Below are 12,165 nucleotides of genomic sequence, written 5' to 3'. Positions count from 1 at the left end.
AGGTGTAAAGCATCAGCCGAAACACTGTCAGCCATCAACCGGAGCCGAAACGTCAAGCATCAACCGACGTCATACAGATAAGGTGGTGCGCCGTCAGGGTTTCGAACCCCGGACCCGCTGATTAAGAGTCAGCTGCTCTACCAACTGAGCTAACGGCGCTGCGTGTGCGACAATAACAGGCCTTGCGGCAAGGGAGAAATCAAGCCCGCGGGCCGCCGCTGGGAGCGACGCCGGCGTTGCGCCCCCGGCAAAATTTGCCCTTAGACTATTGCCAAGAATCCTCAGTGTATGGGTCATGGGTGGGAAGTGGAGCAAAGTATGTGGCAGGTCGGAAGGGCGGCCCGTCCGCGGCGGTGGGGTGCTCGGCTGGTGGCCGCAGCCTTGATCCCCGCCATGGTGCTCACTCTGGACGCATGCGGCAGTAAGCCCACCGCCCCTGCGCAGCCTCAGGTCATCGCGGACAAGGGCACGCCCTACGGCGATCTGCTGGTGCCCAAGCTCTCGGCGTCGGTGAAGGACGGCGCCGTCGGCGTGAGCGTCGAATCACCCGTCACGGTCAGCGCCGAAGACGGCGTGCTGGGCGCGGTGTCGATGGTCAACGAAAGCGACGGCACCCCGGTCGCAGGCCAGTTGAGCCGCGACGGACTGGTGTGGTCGACGGTCGACCCGCTGGACTACAACGAGCGCTACACGGTGCGCGCGCAGTCGCTGGGTTTGGGCGGGGCCACCAGTCAGCAGATGACCTTCGAGACGCATTCGCCGGAGAACCTGACGATGCCCTACGTGCTGCCCAACGACGGCGAGGTGGTCGGCGTCGGCCAGCCTGTCGCGGTCCGGTTCGACGAGAACATCTCCAATCGGGCGGCGGCCGAGAAGGCGATCAAGGTCAAGACCAACCCTCCGGTGGAGGGCGCGTTCTACTGGCTCAACAACAACGAAGTGCGTTGGCGCCCAGCCAGCTACTGGAAGCCCGGCACCGCCGTCGACGTCGCGGTGAACACTTACGGCGTCGACCTCGGCGACGGTCTGTTTGGCCAGGAGAACGTCACCACCCGCTTCACCATCGGCGACGAGGTCATCACGACCGTCGACGACAACTCCAAGACGCTGACCGTGACGCGCAACGGTGAAGTGATCAAGACCATGCCGGTGTCGATGGGCAAGAACAGCACGCCGACCAACAACGGCACCTACATCGTCGGCGACAAGTTCAGCCACATGGTGATGGACTCGTCCACCTATGGCGTGCCGGTCAACTCGCCCAACGGCTACCGAACCGAGGTGGACTACGCCACCCAGATCTCTTACAGCGGCATATTCGTGCACGCCGCCCCGTGGTCGGTGGGCAGCCAGGGCTACAGCAATGTCAGCCACGGTTGCATCAACGTCTCGACGAGCAATGCGCAGTGGTTCTATCAGAACGCCAAACGCGGAGACGTCGTCGAAATCGTGAACACGGTGGGCTCGGTGCTGCCGGGAACCGACGGGTTGGGCGACTGGAACATCCCCTGGGAACAGTGGAAGGCCGGCAACGCCACCATCTGACGTCCGACGGCCGAAGTCTCTTCGCCCGGTTCATGGGCTTTTCTGAGCCATAGCGTCGGGCTGTGGCGGCGTGTAGGCACGGGCACCCGAAGCGAAGGATTAATTTGCCCGTCCGACAATTACTAATTGTCGCCGGCAAATGGTAGACGCATCAAAAAACTAGTGTAGGCAACTAGGTTTTATTTTGCTGAGCGTCTCCTATCCTAAGACTCGGGCCCGCTCAGTCGGTGTAGCGGGGATAGGGAGGGTTTGCAATGAGCAAGAATGCGAAGCAGTCGAGTCGACGCATGGCGAAGACAGCGGGAGTCGGTCTTATCGCCGTTGGACTGTTGCTGGGCGCGCCAGCCGCCATTGCGTCGGCCGACGATCCGGTCAGCGATGCCGGCGCCCAACTCTCGGAGACCGTGCAAAAAGCGGTCGTGGCCGGCTCACAGACGTACCAGCAGGGCGTTGTCGCAGGGTCGCAGACGTACCAGCAGGCTGCGGTGGCCGGCTCGCAGACGGTTCAGAAGGCGGCAACCGCGACGTCCTCGACGCTGAGCGGCGCGCTCAAGGGGCTCTTCAGCTTCGGTAAGTAACGATCCGACGCAAAAGGCCGGAGGGCGGGATACGCCCTCCGGCCGACCGGGGTGGCTGACGGGACTCGAACCCGCGACAGCCAGGATCACAACCTGGTGCTCTACCAACTGAACTACAGCCACCATCGCCGCAAACCGCGCGGCGCCGTTGATATTAGCCGCTGGGGCGCTCTGCGGCCGAATCCATATCCTCCGCCGCGCCGTTGGGGGGCCCCAGTTCGGCGGCGACCTCCGCGATCTCGCTGGTCGACGGTCCAGGCGGCGGCACGAAGGCGGTGCGGCGGTAGTACTGCAGTTCACGGATCGACTCGTGGATGTCCGCCAATGCGCGGTGTGCCAGCCCTTTCTCGGGTTGGCCGAAGTAGATGCGCGGATACCACCGCCTGCACAGCTCCTTGATCGAGCTGACGTCGATCATCCGGTAGTGCAGGAAGTCGTCGAGCTTGGGCATGTCGCGGGCGATGAACCCGCGGTCGGTGGCGATCGAGTTCCCGGCCAGGGGAGCGGTCTTGGCCTGCTTGACGTGGCTACGGATGTAGTCCAGGACCAGTTCCTCGGCGGCTGCCACGTCGACCGTGGACGCGCGCACCTCCTCGATCAGTCCCGAGCGCGTGTGCATATCGGTCACCACCGGGATCATCGACGACAGCGCCGCGTCGTCGGCGTGAATCACCACGTCGATGCCGTCGCCGAGGATGTTCAGCTCCGCATCGGTCACCAGCACCGCGATCTCGATGAGGAAGTCGGTCTTGAGATCAAGGCCGGTCATCTCGCAGTCGATCCACACCAATTCGTCGCGCACAGGGGCAACAGTAAGCCGTCCGGCGACAACCAGCCGCCCACACGCGCCCGAGCGCGCCGAAGCTTAGTAGGGTTCGAGCCATGACGACGGAGTCGGCAGCCACCCCCGCAGAGCAGATCGCCGCAGGTTACGCCACAGAAGGGGCAGCGCTCGAGCTCGGTGCCGTCGTCGTGGACGGGGTTTGCGATGCCGCCGCGCAGGTGCGGATTCCGCTGGCCACCGTCAACCGCCACGGCCTGGTCGCGGGCGCTACCGGCACCGGCAAGACGAAATCGCTGCAGGTGATCGCCGAACAGCTGTCGGCGGCGGGCGTGCCGGTGGTGATGGCCGATATCAAGGGCGACCTGTCCGGCTTGTCGCAGCCGGGTCAGCCGGGCGACAAGATCGAGCAGCGTAACAAGGACACCGGCGATTCGTGGGCGCCGACGGCGTTCCCAGTGGAGTTCCTGTCCCTCGGCACATCGGGTGTCGGCGTGCCGGTACGCGCGGCGATGACCAGCTTCGGGCCGATCCTGCTGTCAAAGGTGCTGGGGCTCAATCCAACTCAGGAGTCCACTCTCGGGCTGATCTTCCACTGGGCCGACCAGAAGGGGCTGGCGCTGCTCGACCTGAAGGACCTGCGCGCCGTCATCCAGTTCCTCACCAGCGACGAGGGCAAGGGCGAGCTCAAGGCCATCGGCGCGGTGTCCGCGTCGACCGCCGGGGTAATCCTGCGGGCGCTGATCAACCTCGAGGCAGAGGGCGCCGACACGTTCTTCGGCGAGCCGGAACTCGAGCCCAGCGACCTGATGCGCACCGATGCGCAGGGCCGCGGCGTCATCACGCTGCTCGAACTCGGCGATCAGGCGGCGCGCCCGGTGATGTTCTCGACGTTCCTGATGTGGGTGCTGGCCGATCTGTTCACCGCCCTGCCCGAGGTCGGCGACGTCGACAAGCCGAAGCTGGTCTTCATCTTCGACGAGGCACACCTGCTGTTCAGCGACGCGTCCAAGGCCTTCCTCGAGCAGGTCGAGCAGACGGTCAAGCTGATCCGGTCAAAGGGCGTCGGCGTGTTCTTCTGCACCCAACTGCCCACCGACGTGCCGAACGACGTGCTGAGCCAACTGGGCGCGCGCATCCAGCACGCGCTGCGCGCGTTCACGCCCGACGATCAGAAGGCGTTGACCAAGACGGTGCGCACGTACCCCAAGACCGACGTCTACGACCTCGAAAAGGCGCTGACGTCGCTGGGCATCGGCGAGGCGATCGTGACGGTGCTCTCCGAGAAGGGTGCGCCGACGCCGGTGGCGTGGACCAGGATGCGCTCGCCACGGTCGCTGATGGGCGCGATCGGCACCGACGCGATCGCCGCCGCCGCGAAAGCCAGTCCGCTGCAGGCGAAGTACGGCCAAACGATCGACCCCCAGTCGGCCTACGAGATCTTGCAGAAAAAGGTGGCGCCGCCACCTGCCGATGCGCCCGCGCCGCCGCCGGTCGAGCCGCCGCCAGCTGCCAGCGCCGAAGGCGAGGCGAAGAGCCGCGACGCGGTCGAGGGCAGCATGGTGGCTGAGGTGCTGCAGAGCTCGGCGTTCAAGAGCTTCCTGCGGTCGGCCGCCACGGTCGCAGGCCGCGAGATCACCCGCAGCATCTTCGGCACCGGCCGCCGCCGGCGCTAGCCGCCGCCGAGTTTCTTGTAGACCGCGCCGACGATCGGCGTCACGATGGCGCGCGGGGTGTAGCCCGACGCCACCGACATCGCCTTCGACGTCACACCCGGCACGACGCGCATTCTGTTGCGCTCCAAGCCATCCAGCGACAGCTTGGCGGTGTACTCCGTCGAGATCCACAAGAAGTCCGGGATCAGCTTCTCCACCAGCGACTGCTCGGTCTCGGCGGGCAGCGTCTCGCGCACCGGGCCGGGCGCCAGCAGCGTGACGTGCACGCCGGCTTTCTTGAGTTCGCCGCGTAGCGACTCGCTGAAGGTGTTCGCGAAGGCCTTGGTGGCCGCGTACGTCGCGTTGTTCGGGATCGGCGAATTGCCTGCTGCGGAACCGGAAATCAGGATCCCGCCCGCTCCGCGCTTCACCATGCCGGGCAACACCGCCAGCGTAAGGTCGTGCACGCCAAGCACATTCAACTGCACCTGGGCCTTTTCGCCCGCCGCGTCCAGCGACGCCACCGGCCCGAACGTAGCCGTACCCGCGTTGGCGCACAGGATCGAGATCTCGCGGCCGGCCAGCTCGTCGCAGAGCTTGGTCCGCTGCTCCGGATCGGCCAGGTCCACCGGCCGCACCTCGACGGTCACGCCGAACTGCTGGGTGATCCGGTCTGCCAACGCGCGCAGGACGTCCTCCCGACGCGCGGTGATGATCAGGTGATGGCCGCGGGCGGCGAGTTCGAGGGCCAGCGCCTCGCCGATGTTCTGCGAGGCGCCGGTGACGACGGCACGGGCATCGGCGCTAGGACCGGGTACTGGCATGGGCCGGACTATATCTTGACGTGCATGAGCCGGTTGCGAGTGCTCGCGTGGGCGTTGTGGGACTGCGGCTCCACAGGCGTCGGCGCGATCGTCGTGACCTTCGTCTTCTCCGTATACCTCACCCGCAACGTCGGCGACGACCTGCCCGGCGACACCAGCCCGGCGAGCTTGCTCGGCTGGGCCTTGTTCGCCTCCGGCGTCGTCGTCGCCCTCCTGGCGCCCCTCATCGGGGTGTGGGTGGACGGACCGCACCGGCGGCGTCAGACCCTGGGACTGCTCACCGCCATGGTGGTGGCGCTGACGGCGTCGATGAGTTTGATCCGCGACGACGTCGACTACCTGTTGGCCGGGCTACTGCTGCTCGGCTTCACCGCGGCCTGCAATGACCTCGCCACCGTGCCGTACAACGCCATGCTGCGCCAGCTCACCACATCCGAAACGTCGGGGCGGGTGTCCGGATTCGGTTGGGCAGCTGGCTATCTCGGCAGCATGACTCTGCTGGCCATCGTCTATGCGGGCTTCATGTCACAGGGCAGTCAGAACGTGCCCGCCGCCATGCTGCTCACGGCCGCATGGATGGCGGTGTTCGCGCTGCCGGTGCTCATCGCGGCCCCGCCGTCGGTCGATCTGGTGCGGGCGTCGCAGTCCGCGGTGGGGGTGCTCGGCGCCTACCGCAAGCTGTGGGCCGACCTGGTCGGCGAGTGGCGGCGCGACCGCAACTTCGTCTACTACCTGCTCGCCAGCGCGGTGTTTCGGGACGGTCTGGCCGGCGTCTTCACCTTCGGCGCGGTGCTGGGCGTCAACGTCTATGGCATCTCAGAAGCCGACGTGCTGCTGTTCGGCATCCTCGCCAACGTGGTGGCCGCCACAGGGGCGGTGGTAGGTGGACTGTTCGACGACCGTGTCGGATCCAAGACCGTCATCCTGACCTCGCTGGCGTCCACGATCGCCGTCGGGACCGCGCTACTGGCATCGTCGGGCGCCGCCGCCTTCTGGGTGTGCGGGCTGCTGCTGTGCCTGTTCATCGGGCCGACTCAGGCGTCGGCGCGCACCCTGCTGCTGCGCATGACCAGCGACGGCAAAGAGGGCGTCGCGTTCGGGCTGTACACGATGACCGGCCGCGCCGTCGCGCCGCTGGCGCCGTTCATGTTCTCGACGTTCGTCGCCCTCTTCGGAGCCGACCGCGCCGGCATCGCGGGCCTGATGCTGGTGCTGGCAATCGGTTTCGCCGCGATGGTCGTCGTACAGGTGCCGCGCAGACACGCCGTCGTCTAACCCACCGCGGTGCAGATGGTCAGCCCTGCGCCGGTGCGCTGCTGGACCTGAACCCCGTCGACGGTGATCGAGCAACTCACTTCCCGCCCGACGTTGATGATGCTGACGCTCGCGGAGTCCTCGGCAGGGTCTGCCAGTTCGACCTCCTTGCTCCACGGCAGCATCACGTTGAACTCGGTCTGCAACACACCACCCGTGTCCACGTAGGTGATGTTGATGGCGCGTCCGTCGCCCGACACGTTGTAGACGACCGTCGAGGTGGCGCCGGGAGTGGACGGACTGGTGGGCGACGGGGTGCTCGGCACCGTCGGCAGCGGGAAGACGGGGATGGTCGGCCGCGGTTGCGTGGTGGGGGTCGGCCGGGTGGTGGTCGGCTCTTGGATCGAGGGCAGCGGCGCCACCACGGTGTCCTGCTTGGAGCTGTTGACGATCACCAGGGCGATCACCAGTCCGATCACCGTGACGATCGCGACGCCCGCGACGATCCACAGCCATCGCGGCGACTTCGGTCCCTCCGGCTCCGGCGGCGGCGGTGCGCCTGGCGGATACTGCCCGCCATATTGGCCGGTGGCGTAGGGGTCGTAGCCGTAGGGCGGGTACCCGGGCAGCCGCTCAGTCGGCGCCGGGTTTACCGGCGCCTGGTAGGTGGGGCCGTAGGGCGCCTGGCTGGCATACGCCGGATCGCTGTATCCGGGATAGCTGTTAGGAAAGGGCTCCGGCCCGTCACGGCGTGGTGAATCGGTCATTCCCACCTCATGGCTGCAGGGTACCTGTGCAGCCGCTCAGTCGATCAAGCACCGGCGCTCACCTCGGACTTCGCGATGTGCCGCCGTCGCGCAGTCCGCCACCGTGCAGAATCGAAACAATGGGAGCGCAGGTCCGTCGCCTCTATGGGGCATCGATGTCGCCCGATGCGACCGCGTTCGCCCATCTGGTCGATGACGGCGGCTTCCCCCGCGCGGTCCAGCGCTTCCTTCGCGGCTGGCGGGCCAGCTCGTCGCGCGACGTCGAACTGCCCGTCGAGGGCGCCGTCACCCGCGTCCTTCATTCCGCCGACGGCCATTGGCTGGCATGTGAGGTGGCGCCCGACGGCGCGACCCGCAGCCAGATCTGGATCGTCACAACTGATCCCGACGATCGCGCGGCGCGGCGCATCGACAACTGGCCTGCAGGTGCCCAGGAAGGCACCGCGGAGCTGATCGCATGGGACGGCACCAAGGTCGCCGCGATCCTCACCGGTGAGGACGGCGTCGGCAGCTCGTGTCTCATCGATCCGTCCGACGGCACCACCGTGGTGCTCGACCGCCGCTCTGGCGGCAGGCTGGTCGACGCGTGGGCGGGGGCATCACTGGTGCGGGTCGGTCCGCGCGGCTACCGCGACCTGATCCTGCTGCGCGGGCTGACCGAAATAGCTTTGTTGCCATACGATCCCGGCTCCACCACCGATGCGGGCATCATCCTCGACGACCACAGCCCGCGGCGGCTGCGGGCGGGGCTGGAGGGCGAACTGACACGGCTCTACCAGCCCGCGAAAGCGTACGGGGTCAACAGCACCGAAGGCTATGTGCGCGCGCTGATCCGCAGCGAGAACGGCGCCGAACACGCCAGGCTGCTCGAGGTCACGGCGACGCCGGACGGGGTGTCCTATCAGGTGGTCGCCGAACGACCGGGTTTCGAACTCGACGAATTCACCGTCAGTGACGACCTGTCGACGGTGGCGATGCTGTGGAACATCTACGGCGCCAGCGAATTACAGATTCTCGAGCTCGCCGATAACACGCTGCACGAGCCAATCCCGTTGCCCGGCATGGTGGCCAGCGAGTTGAGCATCAGCGCCGGCGGCTCGATGCTGGCGATGACGGTCGAAGGTCCGTCGCTGCCGCCGGTGGTCGAGTTGGTCAATCCGCGTACCCGCGAGTGGGAACTGGTCGACAGGGAACCGAGCAGCGGGCCCGTCACCGCGGACCCCACGCTGGAGAGGATCACCGCGCGCGACGGACTCGAGTTCACCGGATGGCTGTTCCGCCCGCCCGACGGCGTCGAATCCATCGGCGCGATGATCTTCCTACACGGCGGCCCTGAGGGGCAGGGCAGGCCGGGCTACAACGAGTTCTTCCCGCCGCTGCTGGAAGCGGGGATCGCGGTGTTCCTTCCGAATGTCCGGGGGTCGGGTGGATTCGGCCGTTCGTTCATGCACGCCGACGACCGGGAACGGCGGTTTGCCGCCATCGACGATGTCGCCGACGCCGTGTGTTATCTCGTCGACCACGGGTTCGCGCCGCGAGACCGCATTGCGTGCTGCGGATGGTCTTACGGCGGATACCTGACCCAGGCCGCGCTCACCTTTCATCCGCAGCTGTTCGCCGCGGGCATCAGCATCTGCGGGATGAGCGATCTGAACACCTGGTACCGCACGACAGAACCGTGGATCGCCGCCGCCGCCCATCCGAAATACGGCCATCCGATCAGCGACCGTGAACTGCTTGACGATTTGTCGCCCCTGCTGCGCGCGCACGCACTGACTGCGCCGCTGCTGCTGGTGCACGGTCTCAACGACACCAACGTGCCACCCACCGAATCGCAGCAAATGTACGACGCATTGCGTGAACTGGGCCGCACGGTCGAACTGTTGACGTTCGACGACGACGGTCATGAGATCGTCCGCCGGGAGAACCGCGCTGTGCTGGTGACCGCCATGAGTGACTGGCTCACCGCGGCGTTCGCGGGCGCCTCGATTTCGTGATCAATCCGTAGCTGACCTGAGGTTTGGACAAATTAGCCGCCGGGTAAACGGTCGCTGCGCGTCAGTCGCTGGCGCGACAACGGATGGAGGCAGACATGCGAGGCGGCGGAATTCTCGGCGTCATTGTGCTCGTCTGGTTGCTGATCGGGGTGGTCGCGGCCTATCAGCGCGACTACTTCAAGAACTCCGAAAACAATTGTGCGACAGCGGGGTCCATCGCTCTGACGGTGGTCGCGGGTCCGCTGAATTACGCGGGAGTCAACCCCAAGGTGACCAACTGCAACATTCCTGAGCCCAGCCAGTAGTCAACTGGCGGTTAACAATTCACTAGAAATGGAGTAACCATGATTGTCCTGGGAGCCATCCTGCTCATTCTCGGGCTGATCTTTGGCATATCGATCCTCACCTACATCGGCGTCGTACTGCTCGTCGTCGGTGCCGTCTTCTGGATCCTCGGCTCCGTCGGTCGCCCGGTCGGCGGCAGGAGAGTTTGGTACTAGCGCTGTCAACGACCGGCCGAGGCCAGTGCAGCGACCGTCATCGCCCGCAGGACGGATCGCGAACTGGCCTCGGCCGTTTTTGCGGTATGGGGCTTGACGCTGTGTGGCGTCGAATTCAACAACCCGAACGCCGCGTGTGCCATTAGGCGGGCGTCCTCCTCGCTCAGCGAGTCGTTCAACTGCCGCAGCACACCCACCCAGATCTCGACGTATTGCCGCTGCGCTTTCCGCACTTGACGCTTGGCCGTCGGCGGTAAGTGCTGAAGGTCGCGGTCCTGGATGCGGATCAGATCCGATTCTCCCAGTGCGAAGTCCAGATGAAAGTCGATGAGCCCGTCCAACGCATCTGCGGCACTGTCGGCCTGGTCGACGACGCTGGTGGCCCCGGCCAGCAGGCGGGCACTGATGCCGACCAGAAGCTCCGCGAGAAGCGCTTCCTTGTTGGGGAAGTGCCGGTATATCGCGGGGCCGCTGACACCGGCGGCCGCCCCGATGTCCTCCAGCCGCACCGCCAGATAGCCCCGTTCGGCGACCAGGCGTTCTGCCGCGGCGATGAGCTGGCTGCGGCGGTCGGATTTGGCCCGGCTGCGTCGCGTCGGGGAACGCGTCGACGTGGCCATTTGCGCCTCCGGCTCGCTAGTGGACAACTCGGTTAATCGTGACTAACATACCACAAAGTTAGTCGTCATTAACTCAAACGAACGGTTCTTATGAGGGCACCGCAGGGCAGTCACCGCGACGAGCATCTCGCGCTGGTCGAACAGTTGCGTGCGAAGTTGGCCGCGGCGGCGCTCGGCGGCCCGGAACGCGCGCGCGAACGTCATGTCAGCCGCGGAAAGCTGCTGCCGCGCGACCGCGTCGACGGTCTGCTCGATCCCGGTAGCGCGTTCCTCGAACTGGCCCCGCTGGCGGCCGACGGGATGTACGACGACGAATGTCCAGGCGCCGGAATGATCGCGGGCATCGGCCGGGTCTCCGGCCGGGAGTGCATGATCGTGGCCAACGACGCGACGGTCAAGGGTGGCACCTACTACCCGATCACCGTCAAGAAGCACCTGCGCGCGCAGGAGATCGCCGGCCAGAACAGGCTGCCCTGCATCTACCTCGTCGACTCCGGCGGTGCGTTCCTGCCCCGCCAGGACGAGGTGTTCCCAGACCGCGAACACTTCGGCCGCATCTTCTACAACCAGGCGAACCTGTCGGCCGAAGGAGTCCCGCAGATAGCCGCGGTGTTGGGGTCGTGCACTGCGGGCGGTGCATATGTGCCCGCGATGAGCGACGAGGCGGTGATCGTGCGCAACCAGGGCACCATCTTCCTCGGCGGCCCGCCCTTGGTGAAGGCTGCAACCGGAGAAGTGGTGACGGCCGAGGAACTCGGCGGCGGTGACCTGCACTCGAAAACCTCCGGTGTCACAGACCATTTGGCGCACGACGACCGTGATGCGTTGCGGATCGTCCGCCGCATCGTCGCGACGCTCGGTCCCCGGACACCGGTGCCGTGGGACGTGTTGCCTACCGTCGACGCCGTCGCGGATCAGACCGAGCTTTACGACGTCGTGCCCGTCGACCCTCGGGTCCCCTACGACGTGCACGAGGTGATCACCCGGATCGTGGACGGCGGTGAGTTCGCGGAATTCAAGGCCGACTACGGCAGCACGCTGGTCACCGGCTTCGCCCGCATCCACGGTCACCCGGTCGGCATTGTCGCCAACAACGGTGTGTTGTTCAGTGAATCCGCGCTCAAGGGCGCGCATTTCATCGAACTGTGCGACAAGCGGAACACGCCGCTGCTGTTCCTGCAGAACATCTCGGGGTTCATGGTGGGCCGTGACTATGAGGCAGGCGGCATCGCCAAGCACGGCGCCAAGATGGTGACCGCGGTTGCCTGCGCCAGGGTGCCCAAACTGACCGTGGTGATCGGCGGATCGTACGGCGCAGGCAACTACTCGATGTGTGGCCGCGCCTACTCGCCGCGGTTCCTGTGGATGTGGCCCAATGCGCGGATCTCGGTGATGGGCGGTGAGCAGGCCGCCTCGGTGCTCGCGACGGTGCGCGGCGAGATGACGCCGGAAGAAGAAGAGAAGTTCAAGGCGCCGATCCGCCAGCAGTACGAGGACCAGGGCAACCCGTATTACTCGACGGCCAGGCTGTGGGACGATGGCGTGATCGACCCGGCGGACACCAGAACCGTACTGGGGCTGGCTCTTTCGATCGTCGCGCAAGCACCGCTGGAAGCGGTTTCCTACGGCGTGTTCAGGATGTGA

Annotated in this window: 12 protein-coding genes and 2 tRNA genes; 8 read left to right on the top strand and 6 right to left on the bottom strand. The window is 66.1% G+C overall.

Annotated features, from left to right (window positions below; translation table 11 throughout):
* Positions 1 to 83: 83 nt before the first annotated feature.
* Positions 84 to 159, bottom strand: a tRNA-Lys gene (locus tag A5724_RS10860).
* A 159-nt stretch (positions 160 to 318) separates the two neighbouring features.
* Between A5724_RS10860 and A5724_RS10855 the strand changes: the two genes are divergently transcribed.
* The gene (locus tag A5724_RS10855) at positions 319 to 1,545 is read left to right on the top strand and encodes an Ig-like domain-containing protein (protein ID WP_067800668.1); all 1,227 of its coding nucleotides are present in this window, start codon (positions 319 to 321) and stop codon (positions 1,543 to 1,545) included.
* Positions 1,546 to 1,799: 254 nt separating this feature from the next.
* Positions 1,800 to 2,123: a hypothetical protein gene (locus tag A5724_RS10850; RefSeq protein WP_156752227.1), complete on the top strand. Its 324-nt coding sequence runs from the start codon at positions 1,800 to 1,802 to the stop codon at positions 2,121 to 2,123.
* Positions 2,124 to 2,173: 50 nt separating this feature from the next.
* On the opposite strand, the gene A5724_RS10845 is transcribed toward A5724_RS10850, so the two are convergent.
* Positions 2,174 to 2,246 (bottom strand) — tRNA-His (locus tag A5724_RS10845).
* A gap of 31 nt (positions 2,247 to 2,277) precedes the next feature.
* On the bottom strand, positions 2,278 to 2,925 hold the full coding sequence (gene orn / locus A5724_RS10840) for an oligoribonuclease (protein ID WP_067800645.1): 648 nt from the start codon (positions 2,923 to 2,925) through the stop codon (positions 2,278 to 2,280).
* Between the two features lie 80 nt (positions 2,926 to 3,005).
* Between orn and A5724_RS10835 the strand changes: the two genes are divergently transcribed.
* The gene (locus A5724_RS10835) at positions 3,006 to 4,580 is read left to right on the top strand and encodes a helicase HerA-like domain-containing protein (protein WP_067800643.1); all 1,575 of its coding nucleotides are present in this window, start codon (positions 3,006 to 3,008) and stop codon (positions 4,578 to 4,580) included.
* On the opposite strand, the gene cmrA is transcribed toward A5724_RS10835, so the two are convergent.
* Positions 4,577 to 5,383 carry a mycolate reductase gene (gene cmrA, locus A5724_RS10830; RefSeq protein ID WP_067800639.1) on the bottom strand — a complete coding sequence of 269 codons (807 nt, stop codon included), beginning with the start codon at positions 5,381 to 5,383 and terminating at the stop codon, positions 4,577 to 4,579. The two genes, A5724_RS10835 and cmrA, sit on opposite strands and share 4 nt — an antisense overlap.
* 24 nt (positions 5,384 to 5,407) lie before the next feature.
* On the opposite strand from cmrA, the gene A5724_RS33700 reads away from it, so the two are divergent.
* A complete protein-coding gene (locus tag A5724_RS33700) occupies positions 5,408 to 6,658 on the top strand; it encodes an MFS transporter (protein WP_067800635.1) in 1,251 nt (416 codons plus the stop codon).
* Here the strand turns inward: A5724_RS33700 and A5724_RS33695 are convergent.
* Positions 6,655 to 7,404 carry an MmpS family transport accessory protein gene (locus A5724_RS33695; RefSeq protein WP_156752226.1) on the bottom strand — a complete coding sequence of 250 codons (750 nt, stop codon included), beginning with the start codon at positions 7,402 to 7,404 and terminating at the stop codon, positions 6,655 to 6,657. The genes A5724_RS33700 and A5724_RS33695 overlap by 4 nt on opposite strands.
* Before the next feature lie 119 nt (positions 7,405 to 7,523).
* Between A5724_RS33695 and A5724_RS10815 the strand changes: the two genes are divergently transcribed.
* The 3 genes from A5724_RS10815 to A5724_RS33690 all read left to right on the top strand — a co-directional run bounded on the left by A5724_RS10815 (position 7,524) and on the right by A5724_RS33690 (position 9,901).
* Entirely contained in the window at positions 7,524 to 9,401 is a 1,878-nt protein-coding gene (locus tag A5724_RS10815) for an alpha/beta fold hydrolase (RefSeq protein WP_067800629.1), read from the top strand.
* A gap of 83 nt (positions 9,402 to 9,484) precedes the next feature.
* Complete coding sequence (locus A5724_RS10810) at positions 9,485 to 9,706, top strand: hypothetical protein (RefSeq protein ID WP_197518613.1); 222 nt, start codon at positions 9,485 to 9,487, stop codon at positions 9,704 to 9,706.
* A gap of 39 nt (positions 9,707 to 9,745) precedes the next feature.
* On the top strand, positions 9,746 to 9,901 hold the full coding sequence (locus A5724_RS33690) for a DUF6131 family protein (RefSeq protein ID WP_101946508.1): 156 nt from the start codon (positions 9,746 to 9,748) through the stop codon (positions 9,899 to 9,901).
* A gap of 5 nt (positions 9,902 to 9,906) precedes the next feature.
* Here A5724_RS33690 and A5724_RS10805 read toward each other — a convergent pair whose 3' ends face one another.
* Positions 9,907 to 10,521, bottom strand: a complete 615-nt coding sequence (locus A5724_RS10805) for a TetR/AcrR family transcriptional regulator (RefSeq protein ID WP_067800628.1) — start codon at positions 10,519 to 10,521, stop codon at positions 9,907 to 9,909.
* Positions 10,522 to 10,611: 90 nt separating this feature from the next.
* On the opposite strand from A5724_RS10805, the gene A5724_RS10800 reads away from it, so the two are divergent.
* Complete coding sequence (locus tag A5724_RS10800; RefSeq protein ID WP_067800626.1) at positions 10,612 to 12,165, top strand: carboxyl transferase domain-containing protein; 1,554 nt, start codon at positions 10,612 to 10,614, stop codon at positions 12,163 to 12,165.

It is taken from the genome of Mycobacterium sp. ACS1612 (genome assembly GCF_001667505.1).
Taxonomy (GTDB): Bacteria; Actinomycetota; Actinomycetes; order Mycobacteriales; family Mycobacteriaceae; genus Mycobacterium.
Note: the sequence above shows the minus strand (reverse complement) of the source record. Positions and strands in the feature narration are given on the sequence as shown.

Bases quoted from the DNA above. Each gene is read 5' to 3' on its own strand.
- A5724_RS10855 (WP_067800668.1), top strand. From the start codon at position 319: ATGTGGCAGGTCGGAAGGGCGGCCCGTCCGCGGCGGTGGGGTGCTCGG.
- A5724_RS10850 (WP_156752227.1), top strand. From the start codon at position 1,800: ATGAGCAAGAATGCGAAGCAGTCGAGTCGACGCATGGCGAAGACAGCG.
- A5724_RS10835 (WP_067800643.1), top strand. From the start codon at position 3,006: ATGACGACGGAGTCGGCAGCCACCCCCGCAGAGCAGATCGCCGCAGGT.
- cmrA (WP_067800639.1), bottom strand. From the start codon at position 5,383: ATGCCAGTACCCGGTCCTAGCGCCGATGCCCGTGCCGTCGTCACCGGC.
- A5724_RS33700 (WP_067800635.1), top strand. From the start codon at position 5,408: ATGAGCCGGTTGCGAGTGCTCGCGTGGGCGTTGTGGGACTGCGGCTCC.
- A5724_RS33695 (WP_156752226.1), bottom strand. From the start codon at position 7,404: ATGACCGATTCACCACGCCGTGACGGGCCGGAGCCCTTTCCTAACAGC.
- A5724_RS10815 (WP_067800629.1), top strand. From the start codon at position 7,524: ATGGGAGCGCAGGTCCGTCGCCTCTATGGGGCATCGATGTCGCCCGAT.
- A5724_RS10810 (WP_197518613.1), top strand. From the start codon at position 9,485: ATGGAGGCAGACATGCGAGGCGGCGGAATTCTCGGCGTCATTGTGCTC.
- A5724_RS33690 (WP_101946508.1), top strand. From the start codon at position 9,746: ATGATTGTCCTGGGAGCCATCCTGCTCATTCTCGGGCTGATCTTTGGC.
- A5724_RS10805 (WP_067800628.1), bottom strand. From the start codon at position 10,521: ATGGCCACGTCGACGCGTTCCCCGACGCGACGCAGCCGGGCCAAATCC.
- A5724_RS10800 (WP_067800626.1), top strand. From the start codon at position 10,612: ATGAGGGCACCGCAGGGCAGTCACCGCGACGAGCATCTCGCGCTGGTC.